We start from the raw sequence: 18,880 nt of genomic DNA on the forward strand, positions 1-18,880 counted from the left end.
GCAACTCCATTGCCGCCACCCTACGCACCGGTGCGCCGCGCTGAATGCCATCGGGGATCGAAGACATGCTCGTTCGTCTCACCGGCTGCCGACGCGGGCCGGGGGACGTCGTCATTCGTTGAAGGTGCGCTCAAAGAAGGTCACGAACGTCCGCGCCTTGGCGGTCGCGGCGCGCCCGCCCGGAAGCACGGCCCAGAGATCGAGCGCGGGCAGACCCCATTCCGGCAACACCGCCCGCACGGCGCCCGACCGGAGTTCGGGGCTGAACATCCATTCCGATGCGACGGCGATGCCCGCATCGGCAAGCACTGCGGCCCTGACGCCCTCGGCGGCGGTCACCCGCAGCCGGCTCTGCACGGTGACGGCGAGCTCTGTGCTGTCGCGCCGGAACGACCACACGCTGCCCTCGCGGAGATAGACGACGGCCTGATGCCGGCTCAGCTCACTCGGCGTGGACGGCGTGCCGGCGCGCTTGAAATAAGCCGGCGTGCCCAGCACCAGGCGCCTGCATCTTGCAACACGGCGTGCGGTCAGCGTCGAGTCCGTCATCTTGCCCATTCGCAGCGCCACGTCGATGCCCTCCTGCACGAGGTCGATCTGACGATCGTCGAGCACGACCTCGAGTTCGAGCTCCGGGTTCTGCGCCAGAAACTTCGGCAGCATCGGAATGAGATGAATGCGGGCGAAGGTGACGGCGGCGCAGACGCGCAACCGGCCCTTGAGGCCCGCGCCGGCGCCACGCGCGGCGAGCTCTGCCTCGGCGGCCTCTTCCAGCGCGCGCCTGGCACGCTCGAGATAGCCCAATCCTGCTTCCGTCGGGGTGAGGCCACGGGTCGAACGGGTGAGCAGTTTGACCCCGAGAAATTCCTCGAGCTGCGCGACGGACTTCGAGACCGCCGGCTGGCCGATCCGAAGTTGCCGCGCGGCGCCGGAGAAGGATCCGGTTTCGATCACCCGAACGAAGGTCTCCATTGCCGCCAGGCGGTCCATGATATTCTCCGCAGGAATGAGCCGGTCCGCCCTTTCTGCCATGCCCTGCGAAGGTTGACCATCACGCGCGCCGGTGCGAGCCGGCGGCCGCTCGATGGTGTCGCTACCGGTCGAGCAGGGTTGGCTTGAACACGGAGAGCGGCGCGGGATCGCGGCTCGGCGGCGGCGGGACCTTCCCGTCGATATCGGTGAAGCCGTATTCGGCCGCCAATTCCGAGGCGAGCAGTATCTGGCCGCTCTTGGCCATCACGTCGGGATCGGCGGCAAGTGCGGCGACCGCGCGGCCGGCGAACACCGGCGTCTCGCCGCGTTCGGCAATCAGCCTGGCGAGCGCCGGCGGCACGCGGTCGGGCTGCGCCGCAAGCTTCTCGCTCTTGATGTAGCCGGGCCAGATCGAGACCGCGGCGACGCCGAAAGGCTGCAGCTCATGCGCCATGTCGCGCGCCATCCGATCGACGCCTGATTTCTGAACGCCGAACGGGACATTGAAGGTGTATCTGACGCCGCCACCCGACGAGGTGTTGACGATCAGGCCGCGCGCTTGCCGCAGCATCAGCGGGACGGCGAGCTGGCTCGCGACGAAATGCGAGCGCAGGCCGACGCGATGCAGGGTGTCCCACAGCGAGGTCGGCACCTGCCAGAACGGGACATTGACCGGCATCACGTTCGGCGCCGCAAACACATTGTTGACGAGCACGTCGAGGCGGCCATGGTCGCGCCGGATCAGGTCGAAGATCTCCTGCACCGAACCGTCGTCCGAATGATCGCACAGCAGGCCGATGCCCCGGCCGCCGGCCTCATCGATCGCAGCGATGGTCTCATCCAGCGATCCCGGCCACTCCGATCCTCCGCTCTTGCGTGTGCGCGCCGTGACGATGACGGTGGCGCCGGCTTCGGCGAGGCCGATCGCGACGCCCTTTCCGACGCCGCGGCTTCCTCCCGTCACCAGCGCGATACGATCCTTGAGGCGTCCCTTGGTCATGCGATCTCCCGATATGGCTTCTTTGGAAGATAACTTGACAATAATCTTCCTAGGAAGATATTAGGCTCAGAATGTCGAAGGCGTCAACCAGGGAGGTTTCGCGATGGTCACGAGGGAAGAGAATGAATTGCTGTGCCGCGTCACGGGTGACGCGCCGATGGGACGGATGCTGCGGCAGCATTACTGGCTGCCGGCCGTTCTCTCGGTGCGCGTGCGCAAGGGAGAGGCACCGGTCCGGGTCAAGTTGTTCGGCCGCAACTTCGTGGCGTTCAGAGGCAAGGACGGCACCGTCGGATTCCTCGACGAGGCCTGTCCGCATCGCGGCGCCTCGCTTGCGCTAGCGCGGGTCGATGATTGCTCGCTGACCTGCCTGTTTCACGGCTGGAAGATCAACGCCAGCGGCGAGGTGCTGGACGTTCCCAATGAGCCGAACAACCCCAGGGAATTCGCCAAGACCGTCAAGGCGAAATCCTATCCGGTGCGGGAAGGCGCCGGGCTGATCTGGGTTTGGCTCGGGGAGGGCACGGCGCCGCCCGCGCCGGACTTCGAATGGATGGATCTGCCGCCGGATCAGGTTTACGCGGCCGGCATCGAGCTCAATGCCAACTGGCTGCAGGGCGTCGAGGCCACCATCGATTCCTCGCATGTCGCGCTGCTGCATCAGAGCTGGACCGCGACATCGTCGAGCGATTTCGGTGCGACCCGCGTCAACACCGAAGTCGGCTACGAATTCGAGAAGAAGTCCTACGGCTTCCGCGCCGCGGCGCTGCGTACCGCGCCGGACGGATCGTGCCTTGCCCGCGTCACCGAGTTCGTGATGCCCTACTATGGCCTGATCGCGCCGATCTTCTCCGGACCGCAGCAGGATCGCACTGCGATCATCGCGGTGCCAATCGACGACGAGAACCTGATCCAGTGGTACATTTTCTACAATCCCGAGAAGCCGGTGGATTCCTGGCGCAAGGTGCAGCGCGCCAACCAGTGGCCGATGGCCGGCGGCCTGCCGGGTGACCAAACCAACAATTGGGGACAGAACCGCCAGATCATGGATGCCGGCAACAGCACCGGTTTCCACGAGATCGTCATCGAGGATTTCGTGGTGATGGTCAGTATGGGGCCGATCGTCGACCGTTCGCAGGAATATCTCTGCTCGGCGGACCAGGCGATTGTCAGGGTGCGTCGCCAACTGCTCGACGAGGTGCGCGGCTTCATGGACGGCAAGGCGCCGAAGAGCGGCCAGAGCGAAACCACGTCCTACAAGGACATTCGCGCGGTCGGTGGCCGGCTCGCCTCCGCCTCGGAGGATTGGCGGCAGATACCCCGTTGATCGGATCGGAAGCCCCCCGGGCGCGGACGGTGTGTCCGCGCCCATGTCCCGGTCTTGGCCCAGGAGACGCCATCTCATGACATTGCAAAAATCGACCTGGCATCATCTATGTGCCGCCGCGAAACTGTCGGAAGGCGAGCCGCTCGGCTTCAAGGTGGGCGACCGGCGTGTCGCGCTCTACAAGGTCGACGACGACATCTTCGCAACGGACGATGTCTGCTCGCACGCGTTTGCGCTGTTGTCGACGGGGTTTCTCGAAGGACACGTGATCGAATGCCCGCTGCATGGCGCGATGTTCGATGTCCGTAACGGCAAATGCCGGTCCAGCGCCTACAAGGATATCGAGGTGTTCAAGGTCGAGATCCGCGACGGCGAGGTCTATGTACAGCTCGACGGCGGTGCTGCGCTCGAAACTGCTCGTGAGGGCGGCGTGGACGTCAAGCCGTGAGCGGCCTTGTCGTCATCGGCGCATCCTATGCCGGCATTCAGGCGGCGCTTGCGGCGCGTGACGCCGGCTATGCCGAGCCGATGACCGTGATCGCCGATGAGCGCGCGCTGCCGTATCAACGGCCGCCGCTTTCCAAGGACTTCCTGCTCGGCGAGATCGGCGCCCATGAGCTCCTCATGCACGACGAGGCCATTTTCGCTGGCAAGCGAATCGAGCTGCTCCTGGGCCATCGCGTTGTCGAGATCGATCGCAGTGCCGGCCGGGTCGCGCTGGCCGGCGGCGCGGTGCTCGCCTTCGACAGCCTCGTCATCGCGACCGGCTCGCGCGCGCGGAGGATCGCTATCAGCGGCGCCGAACTCGACGGCGTCTGCTATCTGCGATCGGTCGCTGATGCCCTTGATCTCAAGGCGCGGCTCGGCCGGGCCAGCGAGATCGTGATCGTGGGTGGCGGCTTCATCGGGCTCGAGGTGGCGTCCTCGGCGGCCAGGTTCGGCAAGCGGGTGACGATGATCGAGGCCGCGTCCCGATTGCTCGAACGGGCGGTGTCTCCGGTGGTGTCGCGCTTCCTGCTTGATCGTCACGTCCGCGCGGGCGTTGCGGTGAAGTTCGGCACGGCTGTTTCGGCCATGATCGGAGAGGGCGGACGGGTCGTGGCGGTCGAACTGAACGGCGGCGTCCGTCTCGGCGCCGACCTTGTCGTCGTCGGCATTGGCGGCATCGCCAATGATGAGCTCGCCATTGCCGCGGGGCTCGAATGCGCCAATGGCATCGTGGTGGATGAGCATGGCCGGACCGCATGCCCGGGCATCTACGCCGCCGGCGACTGCGCCAATCACTACAGCCGGTTCGCGGAGGGCTGGATCAGGCTGGAGTCGGTTCAGCATGCGCAGGATCAGGGAGCGGCCGCAGGGCTTGCGATCGCGGATCGCCACGAGCCGTACGACAGTGTGCCGCGGTTCTGGTCGGATCAGCACGATCTCAAGCTTCAGACCGTTGGCCTCGCCGCGCGCAGCGACCGGATCGCTATCCGCGGCGCGATCGAAGCCGGCCGGTTCTCCGTGTTCAGCTACCGGCAGGGCAAGCTGGTCGCGGTCGACAGCATCAACAATCCGGGCGATCAGATGGTGGCGCGGCGCCTGATCGCTGCCGGCATTTCGCCGACACCGGACCAGGCCGAAGACAACTCATGCGATCTCAAATCGCTGCTGAAGACGGGCAACAAGGCTGTTGCGTAGTGTGTCGGCGGAGGCAGTCAATCGGCTGCGGCGAGCCGGCCGGACTTCTTCGGCGCCTTCACGGTTCGGACGGCGAGCAGCTTGCGCAGGCAGCGGTCGAGCATGGCGAGCTCCGCCTTGGTGAGCCCGCTCGCCTCGGTCACGCTCGCAACGACTCTCGCAACCTCGGCAATGCCGCGGTCGGCGGTCGCGAGACCCTTGGCGGTGAGGCGGACCAGCTCCGAGCGGCCGTCGTCGCTGGCCGAGACGCGGAGAACGAAGCCGCCTTCCTGCAGCCGGGCCACGCGCTTGGTCATGGCGCCCGATGTGACGAGGAGGGCGCGGAACAGGTCGGTCGGACGCAACTCGTACGGCTTTCCCGAGCGCCTGAGCGCCAGCAGGACATAGAGCTCACCGGTCTGCAGGCCGACGGCCTTCGCGATGTCCTGCAGGCGCATCTCATGCAGTTGGTTGACGCGCTCCAGCCGCAACAAGGTGCAGGCGGCGGCGAGGTCGAGGTCGGGGCGCTGTTCGAGCCAGGCGGCCTCGATGTCGTCGTAAAGGGTGCTGTCGGGTGCAGGCGGCTGCTTGATCGCAGGTTCGGCGCGGCGTGACACGCTGCTCTTCTTCATTCCCTTCCAGTCCCCTTCGTCCCGCGCCAGCGGCGCGGCATCATCCGTACAATAATCTAACACTGTCGAATTGATGTGTCGCCCCGCAAGTTCCTTGGTCTCGCTCGAGGTCCCGCGATCGCGCCGCGGAGCGGCCATTTGCCGCTTGAAGTTTGGGTTGACAACTATCTTCCTAGGAAGAATATTCCGGGTAAGAAAACAGAGGGAGGAGCGCATGCGCGGACTTCGCGCGAGATTCTGGTTCGCAGCCTTGCTGGCTGCTTGCGGTCCGGCCGGGGCGGCCGAGACCGAGTTGATCCTCGGCCAGACCATGCCCTATAGCGGGCCGGCGTCGGCGCTGAGTGCCGTCGGCAAGGTGCAGACCCGCTATTTCCAGATGATCAACGACCGCGGCGGCATCAACGGCCACAAGGTCAACCTGATCTCGCTCGACGATGGCTATAGCCCGCCGAAGGCCGTCGAGCAGACGCGCCGATTGATCGAGAATGACGAGGCAGTCGCGATCTTCGGCAGCATGGGAACCGCGCAGAATGCGGCGGTCCAGAAATATCTCAATGCCAAGAAGATCCCTCAGCTGTTCGTGTTCGCGGCCAGCGAGCGCTTCGCCGATCCGAAGACGAGCCCTTACACGATCTCGGGGATGACGCTGTTCAGCACCGAGGCTGCGATCTATGCGCGGCTGGTCGCCGAGCACACTCCCGCCTCGCGCGTCGCCGTGTTGTACCAGAACGACGACTACGGCCGCGAATATCTCCGCAGCTTCAGGGCCGAACTGGCCCGGCTCGATCCCAAGGCCGAGATTGTCGCAGCGTCGCCTTACGAGGTCACGTCGCCCACGGTCGATTCGCAGGTCGTCTCGCTGGCCAGCACCAACGCCAACGTGTTTCTCAATGCGTCGACCGGCAAGTTTACCTCGCAGGCGATCCGCAAGGCAGGCGAGCTCGGCTGGCGTGCGCAGCAGTTCCTGCCGATCGGCAGCAACTTCGTGCCGACGATCCTCAGGCCGGCCGGGCTCGACAACGCCAAGGGGGCGATCTCGGCGACGCCGACCAAGTCGGTCGGCGATCCGGAATGGGCCAACGATCCCGCTTATCTCGAGTGGCTGGCCTTCATGAAAAAGTACTATCCCGAGGGCGACATCGAGGATCAGCTCAACTTCACCGGATGGAATGTCGCTGTCCTCATGACCAAGGTTATCGAGGCTTGCGGCGACGATCTGTCCCGGCAGAACCTCATGAAGCACGCCACCGCGCTGAAGAACGTTGCGCTTCCGGGCTTGATCCCGGGAATCACCGTCAACACCAGCCCGGACGATTATCGTTTGATCACGTCGCTGCGGCCGCAGCGTTTCGATGGCGAACGCTGGGTTCCGATGTCCGGGGCCATGGCCGCGCAGTGAGGTGTGCGTCGGTGATTCGCCGCTAACGGCCGCGCCTCAACTCCTCGGTGGCGCGGCGGAGCACCTCGTGAAGCCATTCATGTGACGGTTCGTTCTCGACCCGTTCGTGCCAGAGCAGCCGAACCTCGACGGGCGTCGTAGTGTAAGGCAGCTCATGGGTCGTGATCGCATGCGCCTGCTCGAGCGCACGCGCCAGCGGCCGCGGAACGATCGCCGCCAGTTCGGACTCGACCAGCAGCGCGGGGAGGGCCAGGAAATGTGGCAGCGAGACCGCGATCCGTGGCGGGTGGTCGCTGTCAGACAGTGCCCGTTCAAGCGCGGGGCGGTCATACATCTCGGAACGCCTGGCAAGCCCGCGCTCGGAGATGTAGCCGCCGATCGCGCCCTCCTGTTCGCCGCCAAAGGACACGACGACCAGCGGCAGGGTCGCGAGCTTCGCCTTGTCGAGTCGGCCAAGCTTGCGTTTTTTGCCGACGATCAGCACGTCGTCATATTCGAACAGCAGGGCGGTGCGGAAGCGGCTCGGCGGCGACGAGAACACGCCGATCGCGACATCGATGCGGCCAAGGTCGATCTGCTCGGCAAGATCGATCCGCGTCACCGGCTTGATCGTGAGGTCGACCGCGGGAGCCTCCCGGCTCAAGATCTTCAAGAGCGGCGGCGCCAGCACCATCGTCGTGAAGTCGTTGGCGGCGAGCGTGAACGGCTTGGTCGAGACCGCCGGAACGAAGGTCGGCAGCTCGACCGCGGCCTCCAGCGACCGCAGCGCCTGGCGCACCTGCGGGGCCATCGTCAACGCGCGGGCTGTCGGCTGCATGCCGGTCGCCGTGCGCACGAACAGGTCGTCATCGAGCATCTCGCGCAGCCGCGCCAGCGAGTGGCTGACGGCGGACTGGCTCAGCGCGACCTTCTGGCTGGCGCGCAGCACGCTGCGCTCCTCCATGACGGCGTCGAACACCTTGAGCAGGTTCAGGTCCAGTGTCTTGAAGGAAACGGACACGATGGCAGTCCCGTCTGTAGCGGATCGCTCGCTCCGGCAAATCGTTACGATCATTTGCAGTTAAGGCCAGGCGTACGGTGGATGCAACCGACCGGATCGTCCGGGAGCGCATCGCAGTATCGCTGCCATTGGCGATCTGAAGCCGGTTCAGGATCAATCTGCAAGACTTTCACTTCCGCAACGCGACGTTCTGGCCAACATTGGCGTCACCGGGTTGGGAGGAGAAAAACGATGAAGCCCTGGGTGAGATCGGCCCGAAGTGGTGTGCGCAAATCAGTTGGACTGGCGCTGACGCTCCTGGCTGTAGCGCCGTCCGCGGTTGCACAGAACGGGCCGGTCAGGCTCGGCGTGCTGACCGACATGTCGTCGCTCTACGCAGATAATGGCGGCCAGGGCTCGGTCGTCGCGGCGCAGATGGCGGTGGACGACTTCAAGGGCAAGGTGCTCGGGCGGCCGATCGAGATCGTCGCGGGGGATCACCAGAACAAGGCGGATATCGGCTCGGTGATTACCCGGCGCTGGCTGGAAAACGAGAATGTTGAGGCGATCCTCGATGTTCCGAATTCCGCGGTCGCGCTGGCGGTGCAAGGCATCACGCGCGACAAGAAGAAGCTCTTCCTTGCCACCGGCGCGGCCACGTCCCGGCTGACCGGCGACGAGTGCTCGCCGACCGGTATCCACTGGACCTACGACACCTATGCGCTGTCGCAGGGGACGACGCGCGCGATCTCGCGTCTCGGCGCCAGGTCCTGGTTCTTCCTGTCGGCCGACTATTCGCTCGGCGCGCAGCTCGAGGCCGACAGCCGCAAGGTGATCGACGCCACCGGCGGCAAGGTGGTCGGCGCGGTGAAGCACCCGATCAACACGCCCGATTTCTCGTCCTTCCTGCTCCAGGCGCAGGCCTCCAGGGCCGACGTGATCGCACTCGCCGACGCCGGCGGCGATTTCATCAACGCCGTGAAGCAGGCGGGCGAGTTCGGCGTGACGCGCGGGCAAAAGCTTGCCGGCCTGATCGTCTTCATCGCCGACATCCACAGCCTCGGCCTGCAAAGCGCGCAAGGCCTGATGCTCAGCTCAGCCTTCTACTGGGACCTCAACGATGAGACGCGGGCGTGGTCGAAGCGCTTCATCGAGAAGACGAAGAAAGTGCCCACCATGATCCATGCCGGCACCTATGGCGCTGTCATGCACTACCTCAAGGCGGTCGAAGCCGCAGGCAGGCTCGACGGACCCGCTGTCGCCGCCAAGATGCGCGAATTGCCGGTGAACGATTTCATGACCCGTAACGGCAAGATCCGGCCGGACGGAAGGCTGGTCCGCGACATGTATCTGTTCCGCGTCAAGGCTCCGGAAGAGTCGAAGTACCAGTTCGATTACTACCAGCTATTGGCGACGATCCCGGGGGACGAAGCTTTCAGACCGATGGAGGGCGGCGGATGTCCGTTCGTGAAGAAGTCGTGATTGATGCGAACGGGGTGTGCGGAGTTGCGCGCAATCCAATCGACGACGTGATCGCTAGCCGCCTTTCGTGCCGTCAGTTCTCCGACAGTCCGGTCGCGCGGTCGACCATTGAGCAAATCCTGCGTGTGGCGCGGTTTGCGCCGAGTGGCGCAAACATTCAGCCCTGGCACGTCTACGTGCTCGCGGGTGCTGCCAAGACCGAGGTGTCGGCGGCCCTTCTGCACGCCTATGAGCGGGAGCCGGGCGAGCACGTCTCCGAGTATCAATACTACGCCACCGAGTTCCCCGAGCCGTATCTCAGCCGTCGCCAGGAGTTCGGACGATTGTTCTATGGCTCGCTCGGAATAGAGCAGAGCGACGCCGCGGCGCGGAGCAGGCAGACCGCAAGAAATTTCGCGTTCTTCGGCGCGCCGGTCGGACTGATCGTGACCATCGATCGTCGGCTCGCCATGGGAAGCTGGCTCGATCTCGGCATGTTCATCCAGACCGTGATGCTGGCGGCAGTCGGACGCGGACTGCAATCCTGCCCGCAGGAAACGCTCGCCAAGTACCACCGGATCTTGCGTCCGATGCTGTCGATCCCTGCAGAGCAGATGGTGGCATGCGGGATCTCGATGGGTCACCCGAGGGAGCAGGCGAGGGCGCGGCTGATGCCGCGCGCGGATTTGGAGGCGTTCGCCTCCTTCAAGGGTTTTGAGAACTAGAACAGGAGTAAGTCATGGGAAGCCGGGAACAGCTTATCGAACGCAGCATTCCGTTTCTGCGCGAAGTCAAGGACATGACGCCGAGCGCGGCGATGGAGCGATGGCTCAACGAGACCTACGGCGAGACGAGCGCGCTTTACCACGATCTCGCACGCCTCATCAAAATGGGCGTCGAGGAGGGCTGGGCGGCGAACCAGGAGGTGGAGGGTCCGAACTATCGGCGCAGCCGCATCCTTGAGCCGGTCCCCGAGACGTTCCAGTTCAGCATCACCGCGGTCTACATGAACAGCGCCGATCCGCGCCGCTTCAAGGACGACGACGATCATGACGTGCTGCGCGGCCAGTATCACGGCCATCCCTATGGCGAGCTCAACCTCGTCGTTCCCCTCGACAGGGGCGCGCAGTTGAAGGGCTTGCAGGGCTGGCAGGGGCCGGGCTGGACCGCGCCGGATCCGGGCAGCCGACACTATCCCGAGGTCAGGGGCGGCGCAGTGATCGCGCTGTTTTATCTGCCTGCCGGGCGCATCTCCTACGATTTCAAGGCACCGGCCTGACGTCCGGCGTCCGTGGCCACGCAGCAATCAGGTCTGGAGCAAGCTCATGACGTTGATCTATCCGGTCGATTCGAACGGCGTTCACCCCCTGCGTCTGTCTCCCGCGTACCGAAGCGCGATCAAACGTTCGCCGCGAAAGCCGCTGATCCCGATGCGGCACACGCTCTCGGAGCTGACCGGGCCGGTCTACGGTCACGAGACCGTGCGCGCGCACGACAATGATCTCACCATCCAGGCGAAGGGCGAGCCACTCGGCGAGCGCATCATCGTGCATGGTCACGTGCTCGACGAGGACGGCCGCGGCGTGCCGAACACACTGGTCGAGTTGTGGCAGGCCAATGCCTGCGGCCGCTACATCCATGTCGTCGATCAGCATCCGGCGCCGCTCGATCCCCACTTCACCGGCGCCGGGCGGACGCAGTCCGATGCAGCCGGCTACTACAAGTTCATCACCATCAAGCCCGGCGCCTATCCCTGGGGCAATCACCACAATGCCTGGCGGCCGGCGCATATCCACTTCTCGGTGTTCGGCCATTCCTTCGTCTCGCGTCTGGTGACGCAGATGTATTTCCCCGGCGATCCCTTGTTTCCGTTCGATCCGATCTTCAACTCGGTGACCGATGTAAAGGCGCGGGCGCGGATGATCTCGTCGTTCGATCTCGACAACACCAAGCCGGAATGGGCGCTGTGCTACCGCTTCGATATCGTGCTGCGCGGCCGCAATGCCACGCCGATGGAGACCAAGTAAGTGTCGAACCAGCGTCTTGATGGAATCACGCCCTCGCAGACCGTCGGTCCTTACTTCAAGTATGGCCTGACGCCGAACGGCGAATATGAATGGAACGACGCCTTCACCAGCAATCTCTTGACACCTGATGTCTCGGGCGAGCGCATCCGGGTCGAGGGCAAGGTCTATGACGGCGACGGCGCCGTGATCCCGGATTGCATGCTGGAGATCTGGCAGGCAGATAGCCAGGGCCGCTTCTCCGATCCGCAGGATGCGCGCGCGCTGCCGAACTCCTCGTTCAAGGGTTTTGGCCGCTGCGGCACCGACAAGAGCGGCGGCTATTCGTTCGACACCATCAGGCCCGGCGTAGTGCCGGATGCCGACGGCAAGCCGCAGGCGCCGCATATCGCGCTCGCGGTGTTCGCGCGCGGCATGCTGTTGCATCTCTACACGCGGATCTATTTTGACGACGAGGCCGGCAACGCCGGTGATTCCGTGCTCGCGCTCGTGCCGGCCGATCGCCGCGCCACCTTGATCGCCAAGCGCAAGGCCGGTGCGGGCCATACCTACACGTTCGACGTCCATCTGCAGGGCGACAACGAAACGGTGTTCTTCGACGTCTAGCCGGCCGGGACGAGGCGCGCAGCTCAAGCGGGGGATGCCTCAGGACTTGCGGTGCCTCGCGTTGACCGCGATCGCGGCCGCGGCGGTCCGGTTTTCGACCCCAAGCTTGGCGTAAATCTGCTCGAGATGCTTGTCGACAGTGCGCGGGCTCAAGCCAAGGATCTGCGCAATGTCGCGGTTGGTCTTGCCCTTGGAGAGCCAGGACAGCACCTCGCCCTCTCGGGTGGTCAGGCCGAGCTCGCTGGAGAATTCGGCCGGCATGTCGCCGCTGGTGTCCTTGGCCAGCCGCAGCAGGAACTCGTTGGGCCCGAGCTTGCCCATATATTGCAGCCGAAGCTGCTCGTTGCCGGGGAATGACGCCACGGTCGCGGTCTTCTTTCCGGCAACACCTTTCTGCGCCTGATCGAGCCATTGCGGCATCGGCTCCGGCAGCACGAAATTGTCGGCAGCGTCGGCGAGCGTGTCCGACAGCAATTTCTGTGCCTGCGGCGTCGCCCACAGCAGCGCGCCTGACCTGTTGACCGCGAGCAGATAGCGGCCGGAGACGTCGAGCGCCGCGCGGGCGCTTTGCGTCATTCGCGCATTGGCGAGATGGACCCGGATGCGGGCTAGCATCTCCTCGACCACGATCGGCTTGGTGACATAGTCGACGCCGCCGGCCTCGAGCCCGCGCACGATGTGCTCGGTTTCGGCCAGCCCCGTCATGAAGATGATCGGGACGCCGTCGAGCCCGGCGTCGCGCTTCAGCCGCCTGCAGGTCTCGAAGCCGTCCATGCCGGGCATCACGGCATCGAGCAGCACGATATCCGGCGTGATCTGCTCGACGATGCGCATCGCGGAGGCCCCGTCGAGCGCCACCATCACGGTCATGCCGGCGCCGTCGAGCGCGTCGGTGAGGAGGCGCAACGTCTCCGGCGAGTCATCGACGACGAGCGCGACGTCGCGCTTTCTTTGTTCAATGGTCATAGCTGTGCAATATCTTCAATGTCGCCATATACTGATCGAGATCGAACCGGTCGATCAGCGTGCGCATCTGGCCGACGAAATCGGCGTGTTCGGGATGTTCGTTGCCGATTTCATCGAGCTTGAGCTGGATCGCCCTGATATAGCCGAGCTGGCCGAGGCTGATCAGCTCTTCGACATATTTCACGGGCGGACGAGAGCCACTGTCGGGTTTCCATTGCGGGAGCGGAGCCTGCTCGGCCTCATACTGCCACTCGATCTTGAGCAGCAGGCGGATGGTCTCTAACAGCCGCGGGATGTCGATCGGCTTCATAAGGTAGCCGTCGTGGAAAGGTTGCGCCAGCGGCGCGCCATGGGCCTCCAGCGCACTGGCCGAGATCATCAGGATACGGGCCTGGTGATGGCCTTCAGCGCGCAAGGTTTCGGCGACCGTCCAGCCGTCCATGCCCGCCATCGAGATATCGAGCAGGAACATGTCCGGCCGACAATGCTGCGCCAGCGCGAGGCAGCCCGGTCCGTCCGGTGCGCTGAGCAGGATGAAGCCGAGCGGCGCCAGGATCTCGCGCAAGAGGTCGCGGTGGGTCGGATCGTCGTCGGTGATCAGGATCGTCTTGCGCGGGCCGTGATAGCCATAGATGGGGGCCTCGACTGGCGCTTCGCGGCGCGGATTGGTGACCTCGGAGAGCAGCAGCTTGACCCGGAACGTGCTGCCGGCGCCGACGCTGGATGTCACCTTGATGTCGCCGCCCATCACGCCGGCGAGCAGGCGGCTGATGGTCAGGCCAAGCCCGGTGCCGGTCTGCGGCTGCGAAACGCCGAGCGCGCCGCGCTCGAAGGGCGCGAAGATGCGTTCGAGGTCGTCAGGCTGGATGCCCGGGCCGGTGTCGGTGACCTCGAACTCGGCGACCGGGCTGCGGTAGTGGACGATGAATTGTACGCGCCCGGCCTGCGTGAACTTGATCGCGTTGGAGAGCAAATTGATCAGGATCTGCCGCAGCCGCTTCTCGTCGGCATAGACCACGACCGGCAGCACCGCCGGCCGCTTGAACACGAAGTCAATGCCTTTTGCTGCGGCCTGGAGGCGGAACATGCCGACCAGCTGATCGAGGAAATCGGTCAGGCGCACCTCGTCGCGCGAGAGGTAAAGGCGACCCGCCTCGATCTTGGAAATGTCGAGAATGCCGTCGATCAGGCCCGACAGATGGTCGGCGCTGCGGCGGACCACGCGCACCTGGTCGCGCGGCCGCGTCTGCAGGCTGTTGTCCTGCTCCAGCAGCTGCGCATAACCGGAGATCGCGTTCAGCGGCGAGCGAAGCTCGTGGCTCAGGCCGACGACGTACCGGCTCTTGGCGAGATTGGCGGATTCCGCAACTTCCTTGGCGCGTTGCAGTTCGGCATCGGTGCGCTTGTGAGCATCGATTTCCTGGATCAGCAGCGTGGTCTGGCGCCGCGTTTCTTCTTCCGCGGCGCGTCGGCTCTGCTGCGCCAGCACGAACAGCCAGGCGACAACGCCGATGATGAGGGTCAGCGCAAAGAACACCTTCCACAGCACGTCGGCCAGCAATTCGTTGGCATGCACGGCCGCCGTGGTCTGCAGGTAGATCAGGCCGAGCACCAGCGCCACCAGACCGGCCGAGACCGCGAACACGCCGAGGTAATGTCCGAGCTGCGAGTTGAGGCGCGCATAGATCGGCTGCGGCATCACCTTGCTCAATGCGTCCGACACCTGCGCGCCGATCCGCGCATGCGGCTTGCAGAGATCGTGGCAGCGGGCGTCGAGCGAGCAGCACAATGAGCAGATCGGGCCGGCATAGGCCGGGCAGGCGGCCATGTCCTCGGGCTCGAACGCATGCTCGCAGATACAGCACTGGATCGATTCAAGGTTCTGCCAGCTTCGTTTCGGTTTGCGTGCGATGTAGTATTTGCCGTCGGTCGCCCAGGCAATCAGGGGGGCCGCGATGAACGCGACGGCCAGCGCAACGAATGCGGACAGCGCCTTCGCCGTCGGGCCGAACAGGCCGTAGAACGCGCTGATCGAGACGACGGTCGCAATCGTCATCGCGCCGACGCCGACCGGATTGATGTCGCAGAGATGGGCGCGCTTGAACTCGATATGCTGCGGCCGCAAGCCGAGCGGCTTGTTGATGACAAGATCGGCCACCAGCGCGCCGACCCAGGCGATCGCGACATTCGAGTAGAGCGCGAGCGTCTGCTCCAGCGCCTTGTAGACGCCGATCTCCATCAACAGCAGCGCGACGACGACGTTGAACACCAGCCACACCACGCGGCCGGGATGCGAGTGGGTGAGGCGGGAGAAGAAGTTCGACCAGGCGATCGAGCCGGCATAGGCGTTGGTGACGTTGATCTTGACCTGCGACAGGATCACGAACGTGCCGGTCAGCGCCATCGCGAGATCCGGCTGCGACAGCACGTAGCGGAAGGCTTCGAGATACATGTTGGCGGGCTCGGCCGCGTGTTCGGCCGAGACGCCGTGGCTGAGCGCGAAGAAGGCCAGGAACGAGCCCGCCAGCAGTTTCAGCGCGCCGAGCACGATCCACCCGGGACCGGCGCTCAGCAGGGCGATCCACCAGGCCTTGCGCGAGGTGCGGCGGTCGCGCGGCAGGAAGCGCAGGAAGTCGACCTGCTCGCCGATCTGCGCCACCAGCGCGAACACGACGGAGGCCGCGGTGCCGAACAGCAGGAGATCGAGGTTGCCTGCGGGATCGCCGTGATCGCCGGCGAATTTGCGCCACTCGGTGAACGAATGCGGATTGGCCCAGGCGATCGCCGCGAACGGCATGATGTGGAGGATGATCCACAACGGCTGGGTCCAGAGCTGGAAGCGGCTGATCAGCGTGATGCCGTAGATCACGAGCGGAATGATTACGACTGCGCTGATCAAATAGCCGATCGGCCGGGGAATGCCGAAGCACATGTCCAGTGCGCTGGCCAGGATCACGGCCTCGATCGCGAAGAAGATGAAGGTGAAGGAGGCGTAGATCAGCGAGGTGATGGTCGAACCGATATAGCCGAAGCCGGCGCCGCGGGTCAGCAGATCGATATCGATGCCGCATTTTGCGGCGTGGTAGGCGATCGGCAGCCCGCAAAGGAAGATGATGACGCTGACGACCAGGATCGCGGCGGAGGCGTTCATCGCGCCATAGTTCAGCGTGATGGTGCCCCCGATCGCCTCCAGCGCAAGGAAGGAGATCGCGCCGAGCGCGGTGTTGGCGACGCGGGCGGCGGACCAGCGCCTGGCGCTCTTGGCGGTGAAGCGCAGCGCGTAGTCTTCCAGCGTCTGGTTGGCGACCCATTGATTGTATTGGCGCCTGACGCGGTCTATCCGCTGCCGCCCTGCCACTCGTTCTTACTCCTGGTCCACGATGCTCTGATCGCGGGCAAATCCCGTACCAAAAACCTACGTCGCTATTTTGCGGTGCAGTATACGCGATCTCACGTATCAGTGCGGTGCACAAAAGTAAGCAATCCTCGCCTCATCAATAAGCGTTCTCGAACCAGATGGGGTGCTCATGTCAGACGAAACAAAACCAGGACTGCAGTCTCCGCTTCGGCGCAAGCTCTTGATGGGAATGGCCGCTTTGCCGGCCGTTTCGATGCTGGGCCGTCCGGCATTTGCCGATGTTCCTGCAACCTCCGCGGTCAACACCACGGGTCTTGCAGTCACCGATAGCGAAGTCACGGTCGGTATCCTGCACTCGGTGACCGGCACCATGGCGATCTCCGAGACCGGATCGGTCGAGGCCGAGAAGCTCGCGATCGAGCAGATCAACGCCGCCGGCGGCGTGCTCGGCCGCAAGATCAAGTTCATCCAGGAAGACGGCGCGAGCGACTGGCCGACCTTCGCGGAAAAGGCGAAGAAGCTCCTGGTCAACGACAAATGCGCCGCCGTGATGGGCTGCTGGACCTCGGCCTCGCGCAAGGCGGTGCTGCCGGTGTTCGAGCAGTACAACGGCATGCTCTACTATCCGACCTTCTATGAAGGCCTCGAGCAGTCCAAGAACGTCATCTACACCGGCCAGGAGGCGACGCAGCAGATCATCGCCGGCCTCGACTGGGTCAACAAGACCAAGGGCGCCAAGAGCTTCTATCTGCTCGGCTCGGACTACATCTGGCCGCGCACCTCGAACAAGATCGCGCGCAAGCATATCGAGAACCACCTGCAGGGCTGCAAGGTGGTCGGCGAGGAATACTTCCCGCTCGGCTCGACCCAGTTCAACTCGGTCATCAACAAGATCAAGCTGACCAAGCCTGACGTGATCTACGCGATCATCGTCGGCGGCTCGAACGTCGCGTTCTACAAGCAGCTGAAGGCGGCCGGCATCGACCTGTCGAAGCAGACGCTGCTGACGATCTCGGTCACCGAGGACGAGATCGACGGTATCGGCGGCGAAAACATCGCCGGCGCCTACGCCTGTATGAAGTACTTCCAGTCGCTCGACAACGCCAACAACAAGGCGTTCGTGCCCGCCTTCAAGAAGATGTGGGGCGAGAAGACCGTGATCGGCGACGTGACGCAAGCCGCCTATCTCGGCCCGTGGCTGTGGAAGTTGACGGTGGAGAAGGCAGGCTCCTTCGACATCGACAAGATCGCGGCGGCGTCGCCCGGCGTCGAGTTCAAGGGCGCGCCGGAAGGCTACGTCCGGATCCACGAGAACCATCACTTGTGGTCAAAGACCCGCGTCGGACGCGCCAAGGCCGATGGCCAGTATGAGCTGATCTACGAGACCGCCGATCTCGTCGAGCCGGATCCGTTCCCCAAGGGTTACCAGTGAGGCGGCGCGCCTAGCGCGCCACCCTCAACCTCAACGCATCGCGGCGTGGACGTTACCCGCCCACGCCGCGGATCGGACGCCGCTGCGTCGCGGCGCACGCCGGTGGACTGCCCTTGGACTGGAGGATCAGATGTTCGGCGACTATTCGATCGGTGATCTCGGCGCCATCCTTGCGATGCAGGGATTCGCCGGGCTCATCCTGTTCTCCGTCTACGTGCTGATGGCGCTGGGGCTTGCCATCATCTTCGGCCAGATGGGCGTTATCAACATGGCCCATGGCGAGTTCATGATCCTCGGCGCCTACGTCACCTGGATGACGTCGAACACGGTGCAGCACATCGCGCCCTGGCTGTTTCCCGGCTACTTCTTCATCGCGATGATCCTGGCGTTCATCGCGTCCGGCGCGCTCGGCATGCTGGTCGAGTGGGCGCTGATACGGCATCTCTACAAGCGTCCGCTCGACACGCTGCTGGCGACCTGGGGTCTCAGCCTGATCCTGCAACAGGCCTATCGCTCGATCTTCGGCGCGCGCGAGGTCGGCGTCGAGCTGCCGGAGTGGATGATGGGTTCCTGGCAGGCGACCGACTCGATCCAGATCCCGATCAACGGCATGTTCGTGATGGCGCTGACCATCCTGATCACGATCGCGGTTGCCTACGTGCTGTTCTGGTCGAGCTGGGGCAAGCAGGTGCGCGCAGTGGTGCAGAACCGCGTGATGGCCGGCGCCGTCGGCATCAACACCGAGAAGGTCGACCGCTACACCTTTGCGCTCGGCTGCGGCATCGCCGGCGTCGCAGGCTCGGCCTTCACCATGATCGGGTCGACCGGGCCGACCGCCGGCCAGCTCTACATCGTCGATACCTTCCTGGTGGTCGTGTTCGGCGGCGCCGCGTCGCTGTTCGGCACCATTGCCTCGGCCTTCTCGATCTCGCAGACCCAGTCGACGCTGGAATTCTTCCTGTCGGGATCGATGGCCAAGGTGATCACGCTGCTCACGATCGTCGCGATCCTGATGGTGCGTCCGCAGGGGCTCTTCGCGCTCAAGGTCCGCAAATAAGAACA

At 64.5% G+C, this 18,880-nt stretch carries 17 protein-coding genes; 11 read left to right on the plus strand and 6 right to left on the minus strand.

Annotation, left to right across the window (positions count from 1 at the left end):
* Positions 1-111: 111 nt before the first annotated feature.
* Both G6P99_RS17685 and G6P99_RS17690 read right to left on the minus strand, forming a co-directional pair.
* A complete protein-coding gene (locus G6P99_RS17685) occupies positions 112-990 on the minus strand; it encodes a LysR family transcriptional regulator (protein ID WP_029080668.1) in 879 nt (292 codons plus the stop codon).
* Positions 991-1,093: 103 nt separating this feature from the next.
* Positions 1,094-1,972, minus strand: a complete 879-nt coding sequence (locus G6P99_RS17690; protein ID WP_029080667.1) for an SDR family NAD(P)-dependent oxidoreductase — start codon at positions 1,970-1,972, stop codon at positions 1,094-1,096.
* A gap of 103 nt (positions 1,973-2,075) precedes the next feature.
* Between G6P99_RS17690 and G6P99_RS17695 the strand changes: the two genes are divergently transcribed.
* The 3 genes from G6P99_RS17695 to G6P99_RS17705 all read left to right on the plus strand — a co-directional run bounded on the left by G6P99_RS17695 (position 2,076) and on the right by G6P99_RS17705 (position 4,982).
* Positions 2,076-3,299, plus strand: coding sequence for a Rieske 2Fe-2S domain-containing protein (locus tag G6P99_RS17695; RefSeq protein ID WP_029080666.1), 1,224 nt, complete (start codon positions 2,076-2,078; stop codon positions 3,297-3,299).
* A 76-nt stretch (positions 3,300-3,375) separates the two neighbouring features.
* Positions 3,376-3,747 carry a non-heme iron oxygenase ferredoxin subunit gene (locus tag G6P99_RS17700; RefSeq protein ID WP_051346193.1) on the plus strand — a complete coding sequence of 124 codons (372 nt, stop codon included), beginning with the start codon at positions 3,376-3,378 and terminating at the stop codon, positions 3,745-3,747.
* Complete coding sequence (locus tag G6P99_RS17705) at positions 3,744-4,982, plus strand: NAD(P)/FAD-dependent oxidoreductase (RefSeq protein WP_029080665.1); 1,239 nt, start codon at positions 3,744-3,746, stop codon at positions 4,980-4,982. The genes G6P99_RS17700 and G6P99_RS17705 overlap by 4 nt, the downstream gene beginning before the upstream one ends.
* A gap of 17 nt (positions 4,983-4,999) precedes the next feature.
* On the opposite strand, the gene G6P99_RS17710 is transcribed toward G6P99_RS17705, so the two are convergent.
* On the minus strand, positions 5,000-5,593 hold the full coding sequence (locus G6P99_RS17710; protein WP_165128819.1) for a MarR family winged helix-turn-helix transcriptional regulator: 594 nt from the start codon (positions 5,591-5,593) through the stop codon (positions 5,000-5,002).
* 214 nt (positions 5,594-5,807) lie between these two features.
* On the opposite strand from G6P99_RS17710, the gene G6P99_RS17715 reads away from it, so the two are divergent.
* Positions 5,808-6,992, plus strand: coding sequence for an ABC transporter substrate-binding protein (locus tag G6P99_RS17715; RefSeq protein ID WP_035976743.1), 1,185 nt, complete (start codon positions 5,808-5,810; stop codon positions 6,990-6,992).
* 22 nt (positions 6,993-7,014) lie between these two features.
* On the opposite strand, the gene G6P99_RS17720 is transcribed toward G6P99_RS17715, so the two are convergent.
* A complete protein-coding gene (locus tag G6P99_RS17720; protein ID WP_029080664.1) occupies positions 7,015-7,992 on the minus strand; it encodes a LysR family transcriptional regulator in 978 nt (325 codons plus the stop codon).
* A gap of 231 nt (positions 7,993-8,223) precedes the next feature.
* Here G6P99_RS17720 and G6P99_RS17725 point away from each other — a divergent pair, with 231 nt between their 5' ends.
* Genes G6P99_RS17725 through pcaG form a run of 5 tightly spaced genes read left to right on the plus strand, consistent with a single transcriptional unit; the run spans position 8,224 to position 12,062 of the window.
* Entirely contained in the window at positions 8,224-9,453 is a 1,230-nt protein-coding gene (locus G6P99_RS17725) for an ABC transporter substrate-binding protein (protein WP_035976742.1), read from the plus strand.
* The gene (locus G6P99_RS17730) at positions 9,429-10,157 is read left to right on the plus strand and encodes a nitroreductase (RefSeq protein WP_051346191.1); all 729 of its coding nucleotides are present in this window, start codon (positions 9,429-9,431) and stop codon (positions 10,155-10,157) included. The genes G6P99_RS17725 and G6P99_RS17730 overlap by 25 nt, the downstream gene beginning before the upstream one ends.
* A gap of 14 nt (positions 10,158-10,171) precedes the next feature.
* Entirely contained in the window at positions 10,172-10,711 is a 540-nt protein-coding gene (locus tag G6P99_RS17735; RefSeq protein ID WP_029080661.1) for a DUF4863 family protein, read from the plus strand.
* 46 nt (positions 10,712-10,757) lie between these two features.
* Entirely contained in the window at positions 10,758-11,459 is a 702-nt protein-coding gene (pcaH, locus tag G6P99_RS17740; RefSeq protein ID WP_029080660.1) for a protocatechuate 3,4-dioxygenase subunit beta, read from the plus strand.
* Positions 11,460-12,062, plus strand: coding sequence for a protocatechuate 3,4-dioxygenase subunit alpha (gene pcaG, locus G6P99_RS17745; RefSeq protein ID WP_029080659.1), 603 nt, complete (start codon positions 11,460-11,462; stop codon positions 12,060-12,062). It abuts the gene before it with no gap.
* 39 nt (positions 12,063-12,101) lie between these two features.
* Here the strand turns inward: pcaG and G6P99_RS17750 are convergent, their stop codons facing one another.
* Positions 12,102-13,028: a response regulator gene (locus G6P99_RS17750; protein ID WP_029080658.1), complete on the minus strand. Its 927-nt coding sequence runs from the start codon at positions 13,026-13,028 to the stop codon at positions 12,102-12,104.
* Positions 13,018-16,386 carry a hybrid sensor histidine kinase/response regulator gene (locus G6P99_RS17755; protein WP_029080657.1) on the minus strand — a complete coding sequence of 1,123 codons (3,369 nt, stop codon included), beginning with the start codon at positions 16,384-16,386 and terminating at the stop codon, positions 13,018-13,020. The genes G6P99_RS17750 and G6P99_RS17755 overlap by 11 nt, the downstream gene beginning before the upstream one ends.
* Before the next feature lie 169 nt (positions 16,387-16,555).
* On the opposite strand from G6P99_RS17755, the gene urtA reads away from it, so the two are divergent.
* The gene (urtA, locus tag G6P99_RS17760; RefSeq protein WP_029080656.1) at positions 16,556-17,818 is read left to right on the plus strand and encodes an urea ABC transporter substrate-binding protein; all 1,263 of its coding nucleotides are present in this window, start codon (positions 16,556-16,558) and stop codon (positions 17,816-17,818) included.
* Between the two features lie 130 nt (positions 17,819-17,948).
* Entirely contained in the window at positions 17,949-18,875 is a 927-nt protein-coding gene (gene urtB, locus G6P99_RS17765) for an urea ABC transporter permease subunit UrtB (RefSeq protein ID WP_029080655.1), read from the plus strand.
* The last annotated feature ends 5 nt before the right edge of the window (positions 18,876-18,880 follow it).

Source organism: Bradyrhizobium sp. 6(2017) (assembly GCF_011058295.2).
Lineage (GTDB): Bacteria > Pseudomonadota > Alphaproteobacteria > Rhizobiales > Xanthobacteraceae > Bradyrhizobium > Bradyrhizobium septentrionale.

Bases quoted from the DNA above. Each gene is read 5' to 3' on its own strand.
- G6P99_RS17750 (WP_029080658.1), bottom strand. From the start codon at position 13,028: ATGACCATTGAACAAAGAAAGCGCGACGTCGCGCTCGTCGTCGATGAC.
- G6P99_RS17695 (WP_029080666.1), top strand. From the start codon at position 2,076: ATGGTCACGAGGGAAGAGAATGAATTGCTGTGCCGCGTCACGGGTGAC.
- urtB (WP_029080655.1), top strand. From the start codon at position 17,949: ATGTTCGGCGACTATTCGATCGGTGATCTCGGCGCCATCCTTGCGATG.
- G6P99_RS17730 (WP_051346191.1), top strand. From the start codon at position 9,429: ATGTCCGTTCGTGAAGAAGTCGTGATTGATGCGAACGGGGTGTGCGGA.
- G6P99_RS17700 (WP_051346193.1), top strand. From the start codon at position 3,376: ATGACATTGCAAAAATCGACCTGGCATCATCTATGTGCCGCCGCGAAA.
- G6P99_RS17715 (WP_035976743.1), top strand. From the start codon at position 5,808: ATGCGCGGACTTCGCGCGAGATTCTGGTTCGCAGCCTTGCTGGCTGCT.
- G6P99_RS17710 (WP_165128819.1), bottom strand. From the start codon at position 5,593: ATGAAGAAGAGCAGCGTGTCACGCCGCGCCGAACCTGCGATCAAGCAG.
- pcaH (WP_029080660.1), top strand. From the start codon at position 10,758: ATGACGTTGATCTATCCGGTCGATTCGAACGGCGTTCACCCCCTGCGT.
- urtA (WP_029080656.1), top strand. From the start codon at position 16,556: ATGTCAGACGAAACAAAACCAGGACTGCAGTCTCCGCTTCGGCGCAAG.
- G6P99_RS17725 (WP_035976742.1), top strand. From the start codon at position 8,224: ATGAAGCCCTGGGTGAGATCGGCCCGAAGTGGTGTGCGCAAATCAGTT.
- G6P99_RS17735 (WP_029080661.1), top strand. From the start codon at position 10,172: ATGGGAAGCCGGGAACAGCTTATCGAACGCAGCATTCCGTTTCTGCGC.
- G6P99_RS17685 (WP_029080668.1), bottom strand. From the start codon at position 990: ATGGACCGCCTGGCGGCAATGGAGACCTTCGTTCGGGTGATCGAAACC.
- G6P99_RS17690 (WP_029080667.1), bottom strand. From the start codon at position 1,972: ATGACCAAGGGACGCCTCAAGGATCGTATCGCGCTGGTGACGGGAGGA.